This window comes from Serratia sp. CY47444, from assembly GCF_052168635.1.
In the GTDB taxonomy this organism is placed as follows: Bacteria; Pseudomonadota; Gammaproteobacteria; order Enterobacterales; family Enterobacteriaceae; genus Serratia; species Serratia bockelmannii.
Genome location: NZ_JBJNMH010000006.1, coordinates 70,328 through 93,278, shown reverse-complemented (window position 1 = coordinate 93,278; position 22,951 = coordinate 70,328). Strand labels below are relative to the sequence as shown.

Annotated in this window: 16 protein-coding genes; 5 read left to right on the top strand and 11 right to left on the bottom strand. The window is 61.3% G+C overall.

Annotated features, from left to right (window positions below; genetic code table 11):
* Positions 1–63 precede the first annotated feature (63 nt).
* Entirely contained in the window at positions 64–2,511 is a 2,448-nt protein-coding gene (gene glgP, locus ACJ8IL_RS10865) for a glycogen phosphorylase (protein WP_025304564.1), read from the top strand.
* Positions 2,512–2,570: 59 nt separating this feature from the next.
* Here glgP and glpD read toward each other — a convergent pair whose 3' ends face one another.
* The 5 genes from glpD to malT form a co-directional block, all read right to left on the bottom strand.
* Positions 2,571–4,079, bottom strand: coding sequence for a glycerol-3-phosphate dehydrogenase (gene glpD / locus ACJ8IL_RS10860; protein WP_043138961.1), 1,509 nt, complete (start codon positions 4,077–4,079; stop codon positions 2,571–2,573).
* Between the two features lie 246 nt (positions 4,080–4,325).
* Positions 4,326–5,084: a DeoR/GlpR family transcriptional regulator gene (locus ACJ8IL_RS10855; protein ID WP_004930797.1), complete on the bottom strand. Its 759-nt coding sequence runs from the start codon at positions 5,082–5,084 to the stop codon at positions 4,326–4,328.
* Between the two features lie 50 nt (positions 5,085–5,134).
* Positions 5,135–5,971: a rhomboid family intramembrane serine protease GlpG gene (gene glpG / locus ACJ8IL_RS10850; RefSeq protein ID WP_049205574.1), complete on the bottom strand. Its 837-nt coding sequence runs from the start codon at positions 5,969–5,971 to the stop codon at positions 5,135–5,137.
* A 171-nt stretch (positions 5,972–6,142) separates the two neighbouring features.
* Positions 6,143–6,469: a thiosulfate sulfurtransferase GlpE gene (gene glpE, locus ACJ8IL_RS10845; protein WP_004930790.1), complete on the bottom strand. Its 327-nt coding sequence runs from the start codon at positions 6,467–6,469 to the stop codon at positions 6,143–6,145.
* Between the two features lie 82 nt (positions 6,470–6,551).
* On the bottom strand, positions 6,552–9,266 hold the full coding sequence (gene malT, locus ACJ8IL_RS10840) for an HTH-type transcriptional regulator MalT (RefSeq protein ID WP_197811516.1): 2,715 nt from the start codon (positions 9,264–9,266) through the stop codon (positions 6,552–6,554).
* Positions 9,267–9,726: 460 nt separating this feature from the next.
* Here malT and malP point away from each other — a divergent pair, with 460 nt between their 5' ends.
* On the top strand, positions 9,727–12,132 hold the full coding sequence (malP, locus tag ACJ8IL_RS10835) for a maltodextrin phosphorylase (protein WP_442516536.1): 2,406 nt from the start codon (positions 9,727–9,729) through the stop codon (positions 12,130–12,132).
* A gap of 9 nt (positions 12,133–12,141) precedes the next feature.
* The gene (gene malQ / locus ACJ8IL_RS10830; protein WP_261427252.1) at positions 12,142–14,232 is read left to right on the top strand and encodes a 4-alpha-glucanotransferase; all 2,091 of its coding nucleotides are present in this window, start codon (positions 12,142–12,144) and stop codon (positions 14,230–14,232) included.
* A 69-nt stretch (positions 14,233–14,301) separates the two neighbouring features.
* On the opposite strand, the gene nfuA is transcribed toward malQ, so the two are convergent.
* Positions 14,302–14,877 carry a Fe-S biogenesis protein NfuA gene (nfuA, locus tag ACJ8IL_RS10825; RefSeq protein ID WP_025304558.1) on the bottom strand — a complete coding sequence of 192 codons (576 nt, stop codon included), beginning with the start codon at positions 14,875–14,877 and terminating at the stop codon, positions 14,302–14,304.
* A gap of 58 nt (positions 14,878–14,935) precedes the next feature.
* Positions 14,936–15,619 carry a DNA utilization protein GntX gene (gene gntX, locus ACJ8IL_RS10820; protein WP_025304557.1) on the bottom strand — a complete coding sequence of 228 codons (684 nt, stop codon included), beginning with the start codon at positions 15,617–15,619 and terminating at the stop codon, positions 14,936–14,938.
* 40 nt (positions 15,620–15,659) lie between these two features.
* Here gntX and bioH point away from each other — a divergent pair, with 40 nt between their 5' ends.
* Complete coding sequence (gene bioH, locus ACJ8IL_RS10815) at positions 15,660–16,430, top strand: pimeloyl-ACP methyl ester esterase BioH (protein ID WP_197769806.1); 771 nt, start codon at positions 15,660–15,662, stop codon at positions 16,428–16,430.
* Between the two features lie 270 nt (positions 16,431–16,700).
* A complete protein-coding gene (locus ACJ8IL_RS10810) occupies positions 16,701–16,985 on the top strand; it encodes a YdgH/BhsA/McbA-like domain containing protein (RefSeq protein WP_004930765.1) in 285 nt (94 codons plus the stop codon).
* 41 nt (positions 16,986–17,026) lie between these two features.
* Here the strand turns inward: ACJ8IL_RS10810 and ACJ8IL_RS10805 are convergent, their stop codons facing one another.
* The 4 genes from ACJ8IL_RS10805 to ACJ8IL_RS10790 form a co-directional block, all read right to left on the bottom strand.
* Positions 17,027–17,266 (bottom strand): FeoC-like transcriptional regulator, encoded by a 240-nt coding sequence (locus ACJ8IL_RS10805; protein ID WP_025304555.1) that lies wholly within the window; start codon positions 17,264–17,266, stop codon positions 17,027–17,029.
* Positions 17,266–19,581 (bottom strand): Fe(2+) transporter permease subunit FeoB, encoded by a 2,316-nt coding sequence (feoB, locus tag ACJ8IL_RS10800; protein ID WP_442516535.1) that lies wholly within the window; start codon positions 19,579–19,581, stop codon positions 17,266–17,268. Before feoB ends, ACJ8IL_RS10805 begins: the two co-directional genes overlap by 1 nt.
* Before the next feature lie 62 nt (positions 19,582–19,643).
* Positions 19,644–19,868: a ferrous iron transporter A gene (gene feoA / locus ACJ8IL_RS10795; RefSeq protein ID WP_043139125.1), complete on the bottom strand. Its 225-nt coding sequence runs from the start codon at positions 19,866–19,868 to the stop codon at positions 19,644–19,646.
* A 606-nt stretch (positions 19,869–20,474) separates the two neighbouring features.
* A complete protein-coding gene (locus tag ACJ8IL_RS10790) occupies positions 20,475–22,808 on the bottom strand; it encodes a Tex family protein (RefSeq protein WP_060435134.1) in 2,334 nt (777 codons plus the stop codon).
* Positions 22,809–22,951: the final 143 nt, after the last annotated feature.

Here is a 22,951-nt window from a genome sequence, read left to right as displayed (position 1 = left end):
TGTTCAGCGGAGCCCGCTATTCCGCGGCGAATGGCGGGGCTCCCTACAAGGGATTAAAAAGCCATGACTTCACCGTTTAGTTACACCTCACCTACGGTCAGTGTGGAAGCGCTGAAACACTCCATCGCCTATAAGCTGATGTTTATCGTCGGCAAGGATCCGGCTATCGCCAACCGGCACGATTGGCTGAACGCCGTGCTGTTCGCGGTGCGCGATCGCATGGTGGAGCGCTGGCTGCGTTCCAACCGCGCCCAGCTGTCTCAAGACGTGCGGCAGGTGTATTACCTGTCGATGGAGTTCCTGATCGGCCGCACCCTGTCTAACGCGCTGCTGTCGATGGGCATCTATCAGGATATCGACAATGCGCTGAATGAGATGGGGCTGAACCTGGCGGAGCTGCTGGAGGAAGAGAACGACCCCGGGCTCGGTAACGGCGGTCTGGGCCGGCTGGCGGCCTGCTTCCTCGACTCGCTGGCCACGCTGGCGCTGCCGGGGCGCGGCTACGGCATTCGCTATGAATACGGCATGTTCAAGCAGAACATCGTCAACGGCCAACAGATGGAATCGCCGGACTACTGGCTGGAGTACGGCAATCCGTGGGAGTTTCCGCGCCATAACACCCGCTACAAGGTGCGCTTCGGCGGCCGCGTGCAGCAGGAGGGCGCCAAGGCGCGTTGGCTGGAGACCGAAGAGGTCGTGGCCATCGCCTACGATCAGGTGATCCCCGGTTTTGACACCGACGCCACCAACACGCTGCGGTTATGGGGCGCGCAGGCCAGTAACGAGATCAACCTCGGCAAGTTCAACCAGGGCGATTACTTCGCGGCGGTGGAAGATAAAAACCATTCGGAGAACGTGTCGCGCGTGCTGTATCCGGACGATTCGACCTCCTCCGGGCGCGAACTGCGGCTGCGGCAGGAGTATTTTCTGGTGTCGGCCACGGTGCAGGATATCCTCAATCGCCATTGGCTGATGCACAAAACCTTCGACAACCTGGCGGACAAAATCGCCATTCACCTCAACGACACCCACCCGGTCTTGTCGATTCCCGAGCTGATGCACCGGCTGATCGACGAGCACAAATTCAAGTGGCTCGACGCCTGGGAAGTGGTGGAGCAGGTGTTCTCTTACACCAACCACACGCTGATGAGCGAGGCGCTGGAAACCTGGCCGCTGGACATGATAGGCCGCATCTTGCCGCGCCACCTGCAGCTGATTTTCGAAATCAACGATCACTTCCTCAAGATGGTGCAGGAAGTGGCGCCGGGCGACAACGATCTGCTGGCGCGGGTCTCGATCATCGACGAAACCAACGGCCGCCGGGTGCGCATGGCGTGGCTGGCGGTGGTGGCCAGCCACAAGGTCAACGGCGTTTCCGCTCTGCATTCCGAACTGATGGTGCAGTCGTTGTTCGCCGACTTCGCCCGGCTGTTCCCGACTCGTTTCTGCAACAAAACCAACGGGGTAACGCCGCGTCGTTGGCTGGCGCTGGCCAACCCGCCGCTGGCGGCGGTGCTGGACGACTGCATCGGCCAAACCTGGCGAACCGATCTCAGCCAGCTGAGCGAGATCCAGGCCAATATCGACTACCCGAGCTTCCTGCAGGCGGTACAGCGCGCCAAGCGGCAGAACAAGGAGCGGCTGGCGCTGTATATCGCCAAAACGCTCAACGTGGTGGTTAACCCGGATGCGTTGTTCGACGTGCAGATCAAGCGCATCCACGAGTACAAACGGCAGCTGCTCAACGTGCTGCACGTCATCACGCTGTATAACCGTTTGCTGGACGATCCGGAGATCGAGCGCGTGCCGCGGGTGGTGATCTTCGCCGGCAAGGCGGCCTCGGCCTACTATGCCGCCAAGCAGATCATCCGCTTGATCAACGACGTGGCCAAAGTGATCAACAACGATCCGCGCGTGCATACCCAACTGAAGGTGGTGTTCATTCCGAACTACGGCGTCAGCCTGGCGCAGATCATCATCCCGGCGGCGGATCTGTCCGAACAGATCTCGCTGGCGGGCACCGAGGCCTCGGGCACCAGCAATATGAAGTTCGCGCTGAACGGCGCGCTGACCATCGGCACGCTGGACGGCGCCAACGTCGAGATGCGCGAGCATGTGGGGGAGGAGAACATCTTTATCTTCGGCAATACCGCCGAGCAGGTCGAGGAGCTGCGCCGCAACGGTTACAACCCGCGCCAGTACTATGAGCAAGACCCGGAGCTGCATCAGGCGCTGACGCAGATCGCTACCGGCGTGTTCAGCCCGGAAGAGCCGAAACGCTATGGCAATCTGTTCGACTCGCTGGTCAACCTCGGCGACCACTATCAGCTGTTGGCGGATTACCGCAGCTATGTGGACACGCAGGACAAGGTGGACGAGGTCTATCTCAATCAGGACGAATGGACGCGGCGTGCGGTGCTGAACATCGCCAACATGGGCTACTTCTCCTCCGATCGCACCATTCAGGAATACGCGGACGAAATCTGGCACATTCAGCCGGTGAAGCTGTAAAGCGGGACAGGAAAAAAGCAAAGGGCCGGATAACCGGCCCTTTTTCGTTACGCTGCGGCTCAGGAAGCCAGAGACAGCGCTTTCGTTTTCGCGTGTTCTGCCAGCCAGGCTTTCACTCGCGCCTGCTGCGCCTCGTCCAGCCACATACCCAGCTTGGTACGGCGCCAGATGGCGTCGGCCAGTTCTACGACCCACTCTTTCTCGGTCAGGTAGCGCAGCTCGGCTTCATACAGACCGTGGCCGAAATCTTCGCCCAGATCGGCGAGGCCGTTGGCGCCGGCCAGGATCAGCTCGCTCTGGCTGCCGTAGGTGCGGGCATAGCGGCGCGCGAGAGCTTCCGGCAACCAGCCGTGCGCACGGCGCAGTTTGGCCGCGTAGCCGTCGCGGTCGCCGTCGATGTCACCGCCCGGCAGCGTGGCGTTTTTGGTCCATGCCGGGCCGCAGCCTGGGTAGTAGTGGGCCAGTTTTTCCATCGCATGCTCGGCCAGCTTGCGGTAGGTGGTCAGCTTGCCGCCGAAGACCGACAGCAGCGGCGCTTTGCCCTGCTCATCGTGCACGTCCAGCGTGTAATCGCGGGTGATCGCCTGCGGTGAATCGGACTCGTCGTCGCACAGCGGACGCACGCCGGAGTAAGTCCAGACGATGTCGTCGCGGCCCAGCTGCTTCTTGAAGTGATCGTTGTACACTTTCAGCAGATAAGCGATTTCGTTCTCGTCGATCTTCACGTCCTTCGGATCGCCTTTGTACTCCACGTCGGTGGTGCCGATGATGGAGAACTCGTCATTCCACGGGATCACGAACACGATGCGGTGGTCTTCGTTCTGCAGAATGTAAGACTGCGGCTGATCGTGCACGCGCGGCACCACGATGTGGCTGCCTTTGATCAGACGGATGCCGTAAGGCGATTTCAGCTTCAGGCCGTCGTCGAAGAAGTTTTTCACCCACGGGCCGGTGGCGTTCACCAGGCCTTTGGCGCGCCAGGTGAAGGTTTTGCCGCTGTCGATATCGACCGCTTCCACCATCCACAGGCCGTTTTCACGCCATGCGCGGGTCACTTTGGTGCGGGTGCGCACTTCGCCGCCGCGTTTTTCCACTTCCTGCGCGTTCAGCACCACCAGGCGAGCATCGTCAACCCAGCAGTCGGAATATTCGAAACCGCGCTTCAGTTCAGGCTTCAGCACCGACTCTGGTCCAAAGCGCAACCCCTTGCTGCCCGGCAGGCTGGTGCGTTTGCCCAAGTGATCGTACAGGAACAGGCCGATACGGATCATCCAGGCCGGACGCAGGTGCGGCTGGTGCGGCAGGCGGAAACGCATCGGGAACGCGATGTGCGGTGCCAGCTTCAGCAGCACTTCACGCTCGGCCAGCGCTTCGCTCACCAGACGGAATTCGTAGTGTTCCAGGTAGCGCAGGCCACCGTGGATCAGTTTGGAACTGGCGGAAGACGTAGCACAGGCCAAGTCTTGCGCTTCCAGTAGCAGTACCGACAGCCCGCGCCCGGCAGCATCCGCCGCGATGCCGGCACCGTTGATGCCGCCACCGATAACGATCAAGTCTTTGGTTTCCACGTCATCTTCCTCCAGATGTTCGAAATAGCTCTTTCATGTTCGTTTTCGCTCATGATTGTAATCAAAAACCAACAAGCAAGCCAAGACTTAACCAAACAAAAACATTTAGGCGTGATAGAGGTAACAGTTTGGTGATGATAGTCACATAAATGATGTGGATATGGCGCGAGCGCGCAAACGGCTGTCGATGAAGAGGGCGGGGAGTAGGAAACGGGGCGGCGGCGCGCCCCGCAGGTTAACAGCGGATCAGCACAGCTCCAGTTGCACGTCGTACTGCTCGATGATTTTCATCACGCTCGGCGGCGGCAGCTGGTCGGTAAACAGGTAGTCGATCAGGTTCATGTTGCCCAGGTTGACCATGGCGTTGCGGCCGAATTTAGAGTGGTCGGTGACCAGCATCACGCAGCGGGAATTTTCGATAATCGCGCGTTTGGTGCGCACTTCGTGATAGTCGAATTCGAGCAGCGAGCCGTCCATATCGATGCCGCTGATGCCGAGAATGCCGTAATCGAGGCGGAATTGAGAGATAAAGTCCAGGGTGGCTTCGCCCATGATGCCGCCGTCACGGGTGCGCACTTCGCCGCCGGCCAGGATCAGGCGGAAGTCTTCCTTGGCGGTCAGCAGGGTGGCGACGTTGAGGTTGTTGGTGACCACGCGCAGGTTCTTGTGGTTCATCAGCGCATGGGCCACCGCTTCCGGCGTGGTGCCGATATCGATGAACAGCGTGGCGCCGTCCGGGATCTGGCTGGCGACGCGCTGCGCGATGCGGGCTTTCTCTTCCGACCACATCACCTTGCGATCGTTATAGGCAGCGTTGACCGAGCTGGAAGGCAGCGCCGCGCCGCCGTGGTGACGCTGGATCTTGTTCTGGTCGGCCAGGTCATTCAAATCGCGGCGAATCGTTTGCGGGCTGACGTCAAAATGTTCCACCAGCTCTTCCGTGCTGACGTAACCCTGCAGGCGCACCAGCTCGATAATTGCGTCATGACGCTGTGTTTGCTTCACGATAATCCCCTAAAACGCCCGCCATGCCCGCTGGGCACAGCTCCCGGCTGTTATTGTTCGTTGTGTGCGCGATGACGCGTATCCCAAAATGCCATCAATAACCCTAACACTAAACCGGCTACGTGTGCCGCGTTGGCGATCGACATTCCTAAAATATCGAAATATCCGGCCACCAGCCACAGCACCGAGAACACCATCAGGCCGCGCGGCAGCATCAGGCCGCGCTCCGGCGCCCGTTCGCCCGACAGCCACACATAGCCCATCAGCGCATAGACCACGCCCGACAGCCCGCCGAACAGCGCGCCGCTGAACAGCGATTGTGCCCAGCCGCTGAAGAAGGCCGACACCACCGCCAGCACGAACAGCTTACCGGCGCCGAGGCGTTTTTCCATCTGGCCGCCGAGATACCACCACCACATCAGGTTAAACAGAATATGCAGCAGGGAGAAGTGCAGGAACGCATGGCTGACCCAGCGCCACAGCTGCGTGTATTGGCTGCTGTCTTGCGGCCAGGAGAGCCAGTACATCACGGTATCGTCACCCAGCACCTGCATCAGGATGTAGACCGCGATGCACAGTACCATCACGCCGAGCGTCAGCGGCCCGGCCTTGCTGCGCAGGGTGTGCAGGTAGGATTCGCTCTGATAGTGCAGGCCGGCGTCGGTATGGCCGGTCTGCCAACTGGCGGCCTGATAACGGCGGTTGAGCGGATCGACCAGAAACTGCTGCAGCTCGTGTTGCACCTGCTCGAGGTGGCTGTCGTCGGCCAGCCAGATTTCCGCCGCCTCGCCGCTGTTGCGCAGCTCAAGCCGGATGCCCTGGGTCGCCATATAGTCGACAAAGGCCAGCGCCAAGCGCGGGTTGGATATGGCGATTACTCTAACCATTGCTCTTCCGTCGTAAGTGAATGATTTTGGCCGCGGCTTGCTCGCCGATGACCCTGACGGCCGATTATAACGTCGAAATCCTGAGCGCTGGCAAACGGATCTGCGAAAAACCCGCGAAAACGCGCATAAAATCGAAGGGAAAGCCCGCCGATGCGCAGCGGGCGGCGGGGATCAGGCAGAGGTTTCCACGTCTTGCGGGTACTGGCGGGCCCAGGCTTCGAAACCGCCGTCGATGCTGTAGACCGCGTCGAACCCCTGGTGCAGCAGGTATTGCGCCGCGCTGCGGCTGCTGTTGCCGTGGTAGCACATCACCATCACCGGCCGCTCGAAGTCGTTTTGCTGCATAAAGGCCGACAGGGTGGCGTTGGTGAGGTGAAAGGCGCCCGGCGTATGCCCGGCTTCAAAACTTTGCGGATCGCGGATGTCGACCAGGGCGGCGCTGCCCTCTTTCCAGCGGGTGTACGCCTGCTCAACGTTGATCGCTTCGAACTGTTCCATACTGCTGACTGCCTCGTTATTGGGGGACGCCGCTATTGTAACCAACTCGGCGGCGTTTAAGACCAGAGGGATATCAGGGTTTTTACGCGCCGTACCCCATCATCTTCAGCAGCTGCTGCGCCTGCTGCACCGCCTCCTGGCGATGGGCCACGCCGAGCTTCTGGTACAGGTTGCGGATGTGCGTCTTGATGGTGGTGGCCGCCACGTCCAGCTCGCCGGCGATCTGGTCGTTGCTGTAACCGGAATAGATCAGCCCCAGCACCTGCCATTCGCGCTGGGTGAGCGGGCTGGTGCGGATCAGCTCCGGCACCTGCGGGTGGGTCAGCAGCTTATCGACGAAGTTCTCGTCAAAATGCGCGAACTTGTGTCGATGATGCTGGTTGATGTCGCGCAGGATACGCTGGGCGCGATGCTGCTCCAGCTCCGGCAGCGTGTTGAGCTGGATCAGCTGGCGCAGCTGCTGTGCCATCGCTTCGCCTTCGATGACGAAATGGCTGATAAAGCCGGTGCGGTTAGCCAGCGACAGCGCTTCGATCAGCGCCTGCTGCGCTTCGCCCTTGCGCTCCTGCAGCCAGTACAGCTGGTTGCTGAGCAGCAGATTGCGGTTGAGATCGCTCACCAGCCGCAGGCGGCGGGCATTTTCGTTCAGTTCATCCAGCACTACGCCGGCCTCGTCATACTGGCCGAGCAGGATCTGCACCCGCGCGATGTTGCGCCATTGGCCCTGTGTGAAGTGGTTGTCCGCCATGCCGGGTTTTTCGGTATGGCGCAGCCACTGGGCGGCGGCGGCGGTATCGCCGGTCATCTGCCAGTGGATCACCCGCGATTTGTCGGTGTTGGTCAGCCAGTCGCGATGGTAGTGGGCGCCGTGCAGCAGGGCTTCGCACCGCTGCAGGTGGGTATTGGCGTTGTCCAGATCGCCGCGCGCCAGCGAGCATTTTGCTAACATGGCGATGCACTGCAGCTGCTGTTGCGGTTGGTAGTTCGCCAGAATTTTCAGCCCGGTGCGCGCCGCGTCTTCCGCTTCGTCCAGCCGCGACCACGACCACAGGATCTGCGCGCGAATGCGCAGCAGGAATTCGTGCATCGGCAGCTGTTCCAGGTGCTGTTCGCGGATCAGTTCGAAGGCCTTATCCTGGGTTTCGTAAGCGGCCTGCAGGTAGCCTTGGGCGATAAGAATTTCGCTCTGCTGCAGCAGCGCCCAGAGCGCGTAATGGTTGGCCTGATGACGACGCGCCATCTGTTCGGTTTGCTGCATCATCGGCAGCGCGCGCGCCAGCTCGCCCTTGCAGTGGTGCACTTCGCCGGTCACCGAGGTGGCGACGATGCGGCTGTAGTAGCTGGACAGCGGCAGGAATTTCAACGCTTCGGTCGCCAGCCGCTCGGCTTCTTCCGGTTTGCCGGCGTTGATCGCCACCTGGGCGCGCAGGGCGTCGAACTCGGCGTGCAGCGTTTGGTCTATCTCGATTTTCTGCTCGCGCATGGTGCGCTCGGCGCGCTCCAGCAGGGTATTGACCTCGCTGTAGCGGTGCTGGCTCTGCGCCAGCCAGGCCTGCAGCAGCGCCAGCTTGGGGTTTTGGATCAGGCGCTCATACGGCAGCGCGTTGAGGCACTCCTCCAGCAAGGCCAGTTCGCTGTGGTGGAACAGCGACCAGGCGTGTTGCAGCAGGATGTCGCGCAGCATGCTGACGTCGCTGGCCGCCAACGCGTGGTGAATGGCCTCCGCCGGATACCCCAGCGCCAGCCAGCCCTCGGCGGCGGCGCGGTGCAACCCCGGCAGCTCCAGCGCCAGTTCCCACTGGCAACGCTGGCGCAGGAAAGAGGCGAACAGCGGGTGGAAGTTGAACCATTCTCCGGTGTCGTCCATGCGGTGGATAAACAGCCCCTGGCGCTCCAGCTCCTCCAGCCGCTGCTGGCCGTTGTCTTCGCCGGTCAGTCGCACGATCAGCGCATCGTTCATCGAACGCAGCACCGAACAGCGCAGAAGGAAAGCGCGCGCATCGGCATCGACGTGGTCCAGCACTTCGTCTACCAGGTAGTCGGACAGGTGACTGGCGTTCAGCCCCGCCAGGCGCTTGGCCGACAGCTGAGCCGACGAGGCGGACTGGCGGGCCGACAGCGCGATCAGCTGCAGCGCGGTGGCCCAGCCTTCGACTTCGTCGCACAGGCGGCTGCTGTCCTGCTGTTCCATCGGCGCCGCCAGGCGGCAGTCGAAGAACTGTTTGGCTTCCTGGTGGGTGAATGCCAGCTGCTGCGTGCCCATTTCCAGCAGCTGATCGCGCACCCGCAAATTGGCGATGCCGAGCGGCGGCAGGGTGCGTGAGAGCAGGATCAGCGTCAGGTTTTCCGGCTGATGGCGCAGGAAGAAGCGCATGGCTTCGTGGATGGCGTCGTTGGTGATCAGGTGGTAGTCGTCGATCACCAGGTACAGCGGCTGGTGCCAGTCGGCCAGCTCGATAAACAGCTGGGCGAACAACGCCGACAGGCTGGCGTACTGGTGTTTCTGGCTCAGCACCTCGCTCTTGACGCAGCGGCCGCCGCTGGCCTGCTGCAGCGCGGCGATCAGGTAGCTGGCGAAGCGCTCCGGCTGATTGTCGCTCTCATCCAGCGAATACCAGCCCAGATCGGCCTTGCCGGCCGCCCATTGGGCGATCAGCGTGGTTTTCCCGTATCCCGCCGGGCAATTGACCAGTGTCAGGCGATAGTTGCCCGCGCTGGCCAGTTTGGCCAGCAGGCGATCGCGGATCACGGTATTTTGCAGCCGTACCGGGCGGCTCAGTTTTGATGGGATCAGCATAGTATTCCAGGGTATAAATCGCGGTTCCCGCCGGGATTGGAGTGGCGCTAATTATTTTATGGTTCGTAATTAATAGCTCCCCCTAACTTCTGCCAACCCTAAACGTATTGCAACAAGCTTCCGCATCGGCTTGGAGTTAAGTTGCTATTGATCACACTTTTTTACGTTTGGCGCCGGCGCGCGGCGATGCGGTCGCGGATCGCATTTCCGGCCATGGACAAAACTTCAGCAGCGCGAATACTTGTGCTAACGTCATGGTTAACGTTCTCAGTGCTCGCCGCACGCGTTGGCGGGCTTTTTTGCATCGTTGCAAGGGAGTCAAACAGTGCCTGAGATCACAATTCCAGCTACGCCCCAATCCTCCTCCCCAGCTAATCCCCAGGCGGGATGATGCCGTCAGGCTTTCTCACCGGCACGATAGCGGCAATTTGACCCACTTACTGGATAGAGAGTTTTCCTTATGTCACAGCCTACGCTCAAGAAGGATGCTTTTCTGGCGGCGCTCGCCCGTCAGTGGCAACGGTTCGGCCTCAGTTCCGCACAGCAGATGACGCAACATCAATGGTGGGAAGCCGTCAGTGCGGCGCTGGCCGAGCAGCTGGCCGCACAGCCGGCGCCGCGCAAAAGCGCCAAACCGCTGCGCCACGTGAACTACATCTCGATGGAGTTTCTGATCGGCCGGCTGACGGCGAACAACCTGATCAACCTGGGCTGGTACGACACCGTCGAGCATGCGCTGGCCGAGCAGAACGTCAAGCTGGCGGATTTGCTGGAGCAGGAAACCGATCCGGCGCTGGGCAACGGCGGGCTGGGGCGTCTGGCGGCCTGTTTCCTCGACTCGATGGCAACGGTGGAGCAACCGGCCACCGGCTATGGGCTGAATTACCAGTACGGGCTGTTCCGCCAGTCGTTCCGCGAAGGGCAACAGCAAGAGGCGCCGGATAACTGGCAACGCGAGAGCTATCCGTGGTTCCGCCACAACGCCGCGCTGGCGGTGGACGTGGGCATCGGCGGCAAGCTGGAAAAGCAGGCCGACGGCCGCGAACGGTGGCGCCCGGCCTTCACCCTGCGCGGCGAAGCCTGGGATCTGCCGGTGCTGGGGTATCGCAACGGCGTGGCGCAGCCGCTGCGCCTGTGGCAGGCGACCCATCAGCATCCGTTCAACCTGAGCGATTTCAACGACGGCAAATTCTTGCAGGCGGAGAAGCAGGGCGTAGAAGCCGACAAGCTGACCAAGGTGCTTTACCCGAACGACAACCATCAGGCCGGCAAGCGCCTGCGCCTGATGCAGCAGTATTTCCAGTGCGCCTGCTCGGTGGCGGACATTTTGCGCAAGCACCATCAGGCCGGCCGCAAGATTGAAGAGCTGCCGAAGTACGAAGTGATCCAGCTGAACGACACCCACCCGACCATCGCCATTCCGGAAATGCTGCGCATTCTGCTGGACGAGCACCAGCTGGAGTGGGAGGCGGCCTGGGCGATCACCAGCAACACCTTCGCCTATACCAACCACACCCTGATGCCGGAAGCGCTGGAGTGCTGGGATGAAAAACTGGTGCGCAGCCTGCTGCCGCGCCATTTCTCCATCATCAAACAGATCAACGCCAGGTTTAAAAAATTGGTGGATAAGCACTGGCCGGGCGACGAGGCGGTGTGGGCCAAACTGGCGGTGCACCACAACAAGCAGGTGCGCATGGCCAACCTGTGCGTGGTCAGTGGCTTTGCGGTCAATGGCGTGGCGCAGCTGCATTCGGATCTGGTGGTGAAAGATCTGTTCCCGGAATATCACCAGCTGTGGCCGAACAAATTCCATAACGTCACCAACGGCATCACGCCGCGCCGCTGGCTGAAACAGTGCAACCCGGCGCTGTCGGGCCTGATCGACGAGACGCTGAAGGTGGAGTGGGCGAGCGATCTCGACGCGCTGCGCGGGCTGGAAAAATTCGCCGACGACGCGGCGTTCCGCCAGCGTTATCAGCAGATCAAACGCGACAACAAGGTGGCGCTGGCCCATTACGTACACGGCGTAATGGGGCTGACACTTGACCCGGACGCGATCTTCGACGTGCAGATCAAGCGTCTGCACGAGTACAAACGCCAGCACCTGAACCTGCTGCACATCCTGTCGCTGTATCGTCAGCTGCGCGACAACCCCAACCTGGACATCGTGCCGCGCGTCTTCCTGTTCGGCGCCAAGGCGGCGCCGGGCTACTACCTGGCGAAGAACATCATCTACGCCATCAATCAGGCGGCCGAGAAGATCAATAACGATCCGTTGGTGAAAGATCGCCTGAAAGTGGCGTTCATCCCTGACTACCGCGTGTCGGTGGCCGAACTGATGATCCCGGCGGCGGATATCTCCGAACAGATCTCCACCGCCGGCAAAGAGGCCTCCGGCACCGGCAACATGAAGCTGGCGTTGAACGGCGCGCTGACGGTCGGCACGCTGGACGGCGCCAACGTCGAAATCGCCGAGCAGGTGGGCGAAGACAATATCTTTATCTTCGGCAATACCGTGGAGCAGGTGAAGGCGATAGTGGCGAAGGGTTACGATCCGCTCAGCTACCGCAAGAAAGACAAGCACCTGAAGGCGATTCTGGACGAGCTGGCGAGCGGCACCTTCAGCCACGGCGACAAGCACGCGTTCGACATGATGCTGCACAGCCTGCTGGAAGGCGGCGATCCCTACCTGGTGCTGGCGGACTTTGCCTCGTACTGCCAGGCGCAGCGCCGGGTCGACGAGCTGTATCGCGATCGGGACGAATGGACGCGGCGGACTATCCTTAACACCGCGCGCGTCGGCATGTTCAGCTCGGATCGCTCGATCCGCGATTACCAGCAGCGTATCTGGCAAGCCAAACGTTAAGGAGAGCGAATGGATCGCAAGCGTATCGATCAGGCGGCAGCGCAGGCGGGGATCGCCGCCGATTTCATCAATGCCCACGGCAAGCGGCAGGCGATTGAACCGCAGACCAAGCGCAAGCTGCTGGCGGCCATGAACCGAACCGATGCCGAGCAGGAAGGAGCGGCGCCGCCGTTACCGGCGGTCAAGGTGTTCTATCAGGGCGCGCCGCTGGCGCTGACCCCGGCGGGTGAAGGCGAGTACCTGTGGGCGTTGCAACGTGAAGACGGCGAATGCCTGCAGGGGCGCATCGGCGCGCGCAAGACCCTGACGCTGCCCGGCGATCTGCCGGTGGGTTACCACCAATTGACGCTGAGCCAGGGCGAGCAGCAGTGGCCATGCCGCGTGATCGTCGCGCCGAGACGCTGCTTCGAGCCGGACGCCTTGCTGACCGGTAAGAAGCTGTGGGGCGCTTGCGTTCAGCTGTATACGTTGCGCTCCGATCGCAACTGGGGCATCGGCGATTTCGGCGATCTGCGTCTGATGGTGGAGCAGGTCGGGGAGCGCGGCGGCGCCTTCGTTGGCCTCAACCCGATCCATGCGCTGTATCCGGCTAATCCGGAGAGCGCCAGCCCTTACAGCCCCTCGTCGCGCCGCTGGCTGAATCTGGCGTATATCGACGTCAACGCGGTGGAGGATTTCCAGCGCAGCGACGCGGCACAGCGCTGGTGGCAGAAGCCGGCGACGCAGAAGCAGCTGGCCAAGGCGCGCGCCGCGGAGTGGGTGGATTACACCGCCGTGATGCAGCTGAAGCTGGCGGCGCTGAAGCTGGCGTTCCCGCTGTTTCAGGCGCGCCAGCCGAACGACGCGCAGCGTCAGGCGTTCGAGCTGTTTGTGGCTGAGGGCGGCGACAGCCTGTATCAGCAGGCGGCGTTTGATGCGCTGCACGCCCATCTGGCGGCCAAAGACGCCAGCCAGTGGGGCTGGCCGGCCTGGCCCGAACGTTATCGGCAGGGGCAGAGCGAAGCGGTGCGGCAGTTCTGCGCTGAACATCAGGACGCGGTTCGCTTTTACCTGTGGCTGCAATGGTTGGCGGGCACGCAGTTCGCGCAGTGTTTTGACCAGAGTCAACAGCAGCAGATGCCGATTGGCCTGTATCGCGATCTGGCGGTCGGGGTGGCGGAAGGCGGGGCGGAAACCTGGTGTGACCGTGAGCTGTACTGCCTGAAAGCGTCGGTCGGGGCGCCGCCGGATATTCTGGGGCCGCTGGGGCAAAACTGGGGCCTGCCGCCGATGGATCCGCACGTGATGGCGGCGCGCGGGTATCAGCCGTTCATCGATCTTTTGCGCGCCAACATGACCAGCTGCGGCGCGCTGCGCATCGATCACGTCATGGCGCTGTTGCGGCTGTGGTGGATCCCGTATGGCGAAACCGCCGATCGCGGCGCCTACGTCAAATACCCGGTGGACGATCTGCTGGCGGTGCTGGCGCTGGAAAGCCAGCGCCACCGCTGCATGGTGATCGGTGAGGATCTCGGCACGGTGCCGGTGGAAATCGTCGGCAAGCTGCGCGACAGCGGCGTCTATTCCTACAAAGTGCTCTATTTCGAAAGCGACGGCGAACACCATTTCCGCGCGCCGCAGGCCTATCCGGTGCAGGCGATGGCGACCATCACTACCCACGATCTGCCGACGCTGCGCGGCTACTGGCAAAGCGACGACCTGACGCTCGGCAACCGGCTGGGTCTTTACCCGGACGCGGAAATCCTGCGGACGCTGTTCGCCGATCGGGAACGCGCCAAGCAGGGATTGCTGGACGGATTGCATCGCTATGGCTGCGTGCCGCAGAAGGTGGGCAAGAAGGCGACGCTGCTCGGCATGAGCCCGCTGCTCAACCGCGGCCTGCAGCGTTATGTCGCCGACAGCGCCAGCGCCTTGCTCGGCCTGCAGCCGGAAGACTGGCTGGATATGGCCGATCCGGTCAATATTCCCGGTACCAGCGATCAGTACCCTAACTGGCGGCGCAAGCTGACCCAGACGCTGGAGGAGATGTTTGCCGACCCGCACATAAACCGCTTACTGAAGGATTTGGACAAGCGGCGCCGCAAGGTGTCGGTGGGGTGAAAACGACAATGCCGGAACGGATTCCCCCTTCCGGCATTGTGTTCTCTACCGCGGCGCGAGCGCCGGAGATTAGTAGTAGGAGTGCTCGCCGCGTTGGTGCTCGGTCAAATCACGCACGCCTTTCAGCTCCGGGAATTTCTGCAGCAGCTCTTTCTCGATGCCTTCTTTCAGCGTGACGTCGACCATCGAACAACCGTTGCAACCGCCGCCGAACTGCAGGATTGCCATGTTGTCGTCGGTGATCTCCATCAGCGTTACGCGGCCGCCGTGGCCCGCCAGCTGTGGGTTGATCTGCGACTGCAGCACGTATTCCACGCGCTCCATCAGCGGCGCGTCGTCATCGACCTTGCGCATTTTGGCGTTTGGCGCTTTCAGCGTCAGCTGGGAACCCAGTTGGTCGGTCACGAAGTCGATTTCGGCGTCTTCCAGATACGGCGCGCTCAGCTCATCGACATAGGCGGACAGTTTGTCGAACTTTAGTTCGGTATCCGTCGCTTCTACCGCGTCCGGCGGGCAATAAGAGACACCGCATTCGGCCGTCGGCGTGCCCGGGTTGATCACGAATACGCGGATTTGGGTGCCTTCTTCTTGATTTGCCAGCAGTTTGGCAAAGTGTTCCTGTGCAGTATCTGTTATACGGATCATAGCATTAGCTCAATAGTTGACTTCTATAGTCGGTTATAATACGCCCATTGCCGTGGCACTACAACGTGCGGCAAATGCACCATATCTGCACCGAGGCGGCGCCTTGCCGCTGCAGCAGCGCCGCTATCTGCGCGACGGTGCTGCCGGTGGTCACCACGTCATCCACCAGGGCGATATGCCGGCCGGCGACCGATGCCACGCAAACGAACGCGCGTTGCAGATTGCGCCTGCGTACCCCGGCGCTCAGCCGCTGTTGCGGGGCGGTTTTGCGCACCCGGCGCAAGGCGGCGGGCTGATAGGTGCAGCCCAGCCAGCGCGCCAGCGGCCGGGCCAACAGATCGCTCTGGTTATAACCACGGTGCCAGCAGCGTGTTGCATACAAGGGTACCGCTAAAATCAGGTCGGGTCTGTTCAGATACTGCTCTCTGCGCGCCTGCTGCCACCGCAACAACATCAGGCGCGCTAGCGTCGGCGCCAGCTCGGGCGCGCGGTGGAACTTGAACCTTTTTACCAGTTGGCTGAGGGGCGCAACGTAGTCGCCGACGAACACCAGCCGTTGCCAGGGCGGTGGCCGTTGCAGGCAGCGGCCGCAGGGCGTTCGCGTCTTCCCGGCGGGCAATCCGCAGCGCGGGCAACACGGCGGGTGGGCCGGCAGATGACGCAGGCAACAGCTGCAGATGCCATGACGGATCAGGCTCAACGGTTGTCGGCATAGCCAACAACGGCTGCGGATTGATAGCATAGCGTCTCCGTGACGGATAAGTATGAAAGGACAATAACCAATGACAGCGCTGTACTGGCAAACAATAGGCGAAGGCAAACGCGATCTTGTGCTGCTGCACGGCTGGGGATTGAACGCCGAAGTGTGGAGTTGCATTCAGGCGCGACTGACGCCGCATTTTCGCCTGCACCTGGTCGATCTGCCGGGGTACGGCCGTAGCCAGGGGTTCGGTGCCCTGTCGCTGGAGCAGATGACGGAAATCGTGCTGGCGGCTGCCCCGCCGCAGTCCTGGTGGCTTGGCTGGTCGCTCGGTGGGCTGGTGGCCAGCCAGGCGGCGCTGATGCAGCCCGAGCGAGTCAAGGGGCTTATCACCGTAGCCTCCTCGCCGTGCTTTGCCGCCCGCGATGAGTGGCCGGGGATCCGCCCGGACGTGCTGAGCGGTTTCCAGCATCAGCTGAGCCTGGATTTCCAGCGCACCGTCGAGCGTTTTCTGGCGCTGCAGACGCTGGGCACCGAGAGCGCGCGTCAGGATGCGCGCCAACTGAAAGCGGTGGTGCTCAACCAACCGACGCCGAGCGTCGAGGTGCTGAACGGTGGGCTGGAGATCTTGCGCACAGCCGATCTGCGTGCACCGCTGGCGGAGTTGACGCTGCCGCTGCTGCGGATCTACGGCTATCTGGACGGGCTGGTGCCGCGCAAGGTCGCCGAGCTGCTCGACGCCGACTGGCCGAACTCTACGTCGCAGATCGTGGCCAAAGCCGCCCATGCGCCATTTATCTCTCATCCCGATGAATTTGTGACGATGATCGAAGCGTTTATTGCAGCACATTGAATGCAGCGTGAAAACGCACGATAGAGCGCGAAAAAAAACGCCGCCGGGTGGATAAAAGACAAAGCTGTTCAATACTTAGTGAGTCAATGCGTTGGCTGCAAAATGAAAAGACCGCGTGCGGCGATTTTCATTTTGGCGTTTCGTCTCTGGGAAACAGGCCCCGTCAGGGAAAGCAACGAGGCCTGAGGATGTCGCGGCAGCCTGCGGTACTACGCATGGATCCTTGACGGCTTTCATAACAGATAAATTATCCATTGAGAGGTTAGTGTCATGAAATCATTGAAGATGATTATTGCAGCGGCAGTGCTGGGTTCGGTGTCTTTCGGCTCCATGGCGGCAACCCTGCTGACCAAGGAAGATCTGGATAAGAATCCGGGTAAATACGAGAAGATCGGCACCGTCACCACGACGGCGGAAACCACGTCACCGATGGATGCCAAGGAAGAGCTGTCCAAACTGGCAGACGAAAAGGGCGGTCAATACTACGTGATCCTGGCGGGCCGCGAACACGGTAAATTCAGCGCCATCGCCGAAGTTTACAAAGACAAGCAATAAGCCTTGAATGGCAAGGGGCGCCGCTGCGGCGCCCCTGATCGTCAGGCCTTCAGCCGGTAGAACACCGTGCTGCATCCCTGGCCCTGCGGGCAGCTTTTGCAACTGCCGCTCAGACAGGCGCCGCCATCCTGTTCGATACGTTCCACTTTCCCCATTGCCGTCAAACGATCCAGCATCGCCTGCACCAGCGGCAACGGCGTCGCCAGCGATTGGCTGAGCTGCTGCGCCTGGGCGCTGCCGCGCAGCGCCAGCGCATCGCGCACCTGCAGCAGCCTGGCCATCAGTGACAGCTCCCTTTGGCGCTCTGGCAACAGGCCGCCGGCGTGGCGTTGCCCAGGCGCACCGTGACGCGGCTGCGCGCCCGGCGCAGTCCGAACAGCACCAGCAGGTTCACCAGTACCACCGCCAGGATCGCCGTCAGGCTGTACTGCGGGTGTTGGTTGAAGGTGGCCACCTGATAGAACAGCGTCGCCAGCGAGTAGGCCACGTTCAACCCCCACAGAATAGAGAAGGTCATCCAGCCGCGGCTCGATTCACGGGCAATGGCGCCCATCACCGAGACGCAAGGCACATACAGCAGCACGAAGATCAGGTAGCTGTAGGCGGAGATGCCGGAGCCGAATTTGCTGCTCATTACGCCCATCGAGCCGACGCCCATCTCGCCGTCGCCCTTGCTGGCTTCGATGGGGTTGGAGAGCACGCTCAGGCTGAAGGTGTTTTTCAGGCCGTCCCAGGTTTCGTTCAGCGCGCCGCCCAGCTCATCGAGCAGGTTGAAGTTGGCGGCGTCGAACGCCTCTTTGTTGATGTGCTCGGCGGTGTACAGCGTGTTCAGCGTGCCGACCACCACTTCTTTCGCCATCGCGCCGGTCACCAGACCGACGGTGGCCTGCCAGTTATCGCTGTGGACGCCCATCGGCTGCAGCAGCGGCGTCAGCACCTTGGAGACAGAGGCCAGCGCGGAGTCGTTGATATTGTCGACCGTCTTGCCGCTGAACGAGAAGCTGTTCAGGCCGCCGATGAATATGCTGGCCACCACGATCACCTTACCGGCGCGTAACACGAAGCCTTTCAGCCGCTGCCAGGTTTGCAGCAGCAGGCTTTTCAGGTGCGGCACGTGGTAAACCGGCAGCTCCATCACGAACGGCGAGGCTTCGCCGCGCATGAGGGTGTATTTGAGCACCAGGCCGGTGAGGATCGCCACCGCAATGCCGAGCATGTACAGCGAGAACACCACCCCGGCGCCGCCCTGGCCGAAGAAGGCGGCGGCGAACACCGCGAAGATCGCCAGACGGGCGCCGCACGACATGAACGGCGCCATCATGATGGTAATCAGGCGTTCGCGCTGGGCGTCCAGCGTCCGGGCGCCCATGATGGACGGCACGTTGCAGCCGAAACCGACGATCAGCGGCACGAAGGATTTGCCCGGCAGCCCGAGCGCCTGCATCAGGCGGTCCATCACGAACGCCGCGCGCGCCATGTAACCGGAGTCTTCCAGGAAGGACAGGAACAGGTACATCATGCCGATCTGCGGCACCAGCGGCAGCACGGTGTTGATGCCGCCGCCGACGCCCTGCGCCAGGAATACGGTCAGCCAGCCGGGGAAGTGCAGGGTGTAGCCGAGCCACTGAATGCCCTGAATGAAGATCGCCGCCGAGCCGATATCGAAGATCGGCTGCAGCGCGCCGCCGATATTGATCGCCAGCAGGAACATCAGGTACATCACCAACAGGAAGATCGGCACGCCCAGCCAGCGGTTGAGGATCACTTTATCCAGCATATCGGTCAGGCGGTTGGGCATCGCCTGCTGCGAGTTGCTGACCGCGTCGCTCAGGGTGGCGATAGACTGGTAGCGCGCGTCGGCGATCACCAGCGCCGGGTCTTCTTGCTCCTGCTGTTGCAACGTCTGAATGGCCGCAGGCAGCAGCGCGACGGCGGGACCGGCCAGCCGGTGGCTGTAGATGTCGCCCTCCAGCATCTGCAATGCCAGCCAGCGGCGTTGCACTGCCGGCAGCGTTTGCGGCATGGCGTTGCTCAGCGTGGCGACCGCTTTCAGCAGCAACGGCGGGTAGTTCACCAGCGCCTGCTGTTCGTTGATGCGATGATTGTCGATCATCTGTTTCAGCACGCCGATGCCGTCGGCGCGGGTGGAGATCATCGGTACTACCGGGCAGCCGAGGCGCGCCGACAGCGCGGCGACGTCGATATCGATATGCTGGCTTTTGGCGATGTCGAGCATGTTCAGCGCCACGATGCAGGGGATGCCCAGCTCCAGCAATTGCAGCGTCAGGTAGAGGTTGCGCTCCAGGTTGGAGGCGTCGACCACGTTGATCAGCAGATCGGCGTCGCCGCTCAAAATGTAATGGCAGGCGATCTGCTCATCGAGCGACGTTTGCTCTGAAATGGTGGTCAGGGAGTAGGTGCCGGGCAAATCGACTAGCCGCACGTCGGACTGCGGGGTGGTGAAATGGCCTTCTTTGCGTTCGACCGTCACGCCCGCCCAGTTGCCGACCCGTTGGCGTGCGCCGGTCAGCTGGTTGAACAGCGTGGTTTTGCCGGAGTTCGGGTTACCGATTAAGCCGATGGTGAGTTTTTTCATAGTTCAGCGTGTCGTCTTCAAGGAGAACAGCGCCGGCGCAAGAGCGCGTCGGCAAACGGAGGTCAGGGCTGGCCGTCGAGCTGCAGCAGCGCCAGATCCTTCTTGCGCAGCACCAGGCTGACGCGGCGAGTTTTAATTTCTATCGGATCGCCCAGTGGCGCGACGCGCACTACGTCGAATGAAGAGCCAGGCAGCATGCCGAGCGATAACAATTTCTGGCGGTAGGCCGGCGCAATTTCACCGGAAAAGCCGACAATCTTATACGTGCGTTTAGGTTGAAGCTGCATGTGATTAACCTTCCGGGTGCCGATGAACATCGGGCTGATGATAATTGGACGTTGCCGGCGAAAATGCCACGCCGTCGGCGGTATTCATCCATAAGGTCATGCAATAAAGTGAGCGCAAATAATAGTAATTATCATTATCGCGTTCAATACAAAAAGTAAGGGTATTGTAACCAATTATTATGGTGACGGCAGTTTTTAATGGCGTTGTCTTGATTAACGATGTTTTATCACTGCTTGCACTTGGGAACAAATGAGAATGGCGAGTTAAATCAGTTACGTATTTGTAGCCGAGTTTTCTCGTTTGCAAATATCGATGGCTTTTTCCCTTTATTTATTTCCGCTGAAAGGCAATTCGATAACATTATTCCACCGTAATGCGAGCGGTAACCATTTGTGTTTCTCTCACAATTCGCGAGATGAAAAATGCGTGTTAACGGAGTTGTTAATAAATGGCTGCAGAAGGCATTTTTGTTGCCTGAATAATGGGAGGGCGGTCACGCAGGAACGGGAAATAAAAAGATGATGGTTTATTGAGACGGGTCAAGAAATGCAGCAAGTTTTATTCATCAGAAAGGGCGGAGCAGGCTCCGCCCTATTGGCTCTGACTTAGCGTTTCTTGCCGAATGCCGCCGCCAGCGCGTCGCCCATGGCGCTGTTGCCGGCCGGCGCCGCATTGCGCGGTTTGGCCTTGTTGCCGCCTGCCGAACGGTTGGCGTTGTCGCGTGCCTGTGCCGGCGCGTTGCCGCCGCGGCGCGGTGAACCTTCGCCCGGTTGCTCATCCAGGCGCATGCTCAGCGCGATGCGTTTACGCTGCAGATCGACTTCCATCACCTTCACTTTGACGATGTCGCCGGCCTTCACCACGGTGTGCGGATCTTCGACGAACTTGTCCGCCAGCGAGGAGATGTGCACCAGGCCATCCTGATGCACGCCGATATCCACGAAGGCGCCGAAGTTGGTGACGTTAGTGACCGACCCTTCCAGGATCATCCCCGGCTGCAGATCGTTGAGGGTTTCCACGCCTTCGGCAAAGGTGGCGGTTTTGAACTCAGGACGCGGGTCGCGGCCCGGCTTCTCCAGCTCTTTCAGAATGTCGGTGACCGTCGGCACGCCGAACTTGTCGTCGGTGAAATCGACCGCTTTCAGGCTGCGCACCGCCGAGGCGTTGCCCATCAGGTCCTGCAGCGCCTGCTCGGTGGCGGCCAGGATGCGCTGCACCACCGGGTAGGCTTCCGGGTGAACGGTGGAGGCATCCAGCGGGTTGTCGCCGTGGTTGATGCGCAGGAAGCCGGCGCACTGTTCGAAGGCCTTCGGCCCCAGACGGCTGACTTTCAGCAGCTGTTCACGGTTGCTGAAGCGGCCGTTCTCGTCGCGCCAGTTGACGATGTTCTGCGCCATCATGCGCGTCAGGCCGGCCACGCGGGTCAGCAATGGTACCGATGCGGTGTTCAGATCGACGCCGACGGCGTTCACGCAGTCTTCCACCACCGAATCCAGCTTCTTCGCCAACTGGCTCTGGCTGACGTCGTGCTGATACTGGCCGACGCCGATGGATTTCGGATCGATCTTCACCAGCTCCGCCAGCGGATCCTGCAGGCGACGGGCAATGGATACCGCGCCGCGCAGCGACACGTCGAGATCCGGGAATTCCAGCGCCGCCAGTTCTGACGCGGAGTACACAGATGCGCCCGCTTCGCTGACGATCACTTTCTGCGCCCGGACGTCGCTGAACTGCTTTTGCAGGTCGAGATAGAAACGCTCGGTCTCACGCGAAGCGGTGCCGTTGCCGATGGCCACCAGCTCTACATTGTGTTTGATGCACAGCGCCGCGACGATGGCGGCGGCTTTGGCCGCTTGCCCGGTGTGCGGATAGACGGTGTCGGTGGCCACCAGTTTACCGGTCGCGTCGACCACGGCGACTTTCACCCCGGTGCGCAGGCCTGGATCGAGGCCCATGGTGGCGCGCATGCCGGCCGGCGCGGCCATCAACAGATCATGCATGTTGCGGGCGAACACGTTGATTGCTTCGTCTTCCGCGCGTTCGCGCACCGTGCCCATCAGCTCGGTTTCCAGGTGCAGGAGCACCTTGATGCGCCAGGTCCAGTTGACCACCGCCTTACGCCAGGCGTCGGCCGGGGCGTTGTTCAGGCGCAGGTTGAGGTGATTGATGATGATCAGCTCCGCCTGGCTTTCGCGCGGCGCTTCCTCAAATTGCGGATCGGCGTTCAGCGCCAGCTGCAGCACACCTTCGTTGCGGCCGCGGAACATTGCCAGCGCGCGGTGCGAAGGCACCTGGGAAATCGGTTCGTGGTGATCGAAGTAGTCGCGGAACTTGGCGCCTTCGTCTTCCTTGCCCTCGACCACTTTGGACACCAGATGGGCGTTTTTCCACAGGTAGTCGCGCACCTTGGCCAGCAGCGCGGCGTCTTCGGCGAAACGCTCCATCAGGATATAGCGCGCGCCGTCGAGGGCGGCTTTCACGTCCGCCACGCCCTTGTCGGCGTCGACGTAGCGTTCAGCCAGCTGTTCCGGCTGCTGTTGCGGATCCTGCCACAGCGTGTCCGCCAGCGGTTCCAGACCGGCTTCGATGGCGATCTGGCCACGGGTGCGGCGCTTCGGTTTGTACGGCAGGTAGAGGTCTTCGAGTTCGGTCTTGCTCAGCGTGGTGTTGATCGCCCCCGCCAGCTGTTCGGTCAGTTTGCCCTGTTCATCGATCGACTTCAGGATGGTCTGACGACGATCTTCCAGTTCACGCAGATAACCCAGGCGGGTTTCCAGCTGGCGCAGTTGGGTGTCGTCCAGGCCCCCGGTGACTTCCTTACGATAGCGTGCAATAAAGGGCACGGTATTACCTTCATCCAGCAGACGGATGGCGGAGTCGACTTGCTCCGGCCGGGCCTGCAGTTCTGTTGCAATAATGCGGCTCAGTGGGTCATTCATAGGTCTGGTATCTGTATTGAGAACGGTGAATAAACAGGGGACAGTTATACGTATTGATCGCGGAAAATGCCAGTGGAGCGGGCCGCCGCCGCGCGGCCGCGGCGTGGAGAACAGCTCAGGCGGCGGCGTTGGCGGCGGTTCGG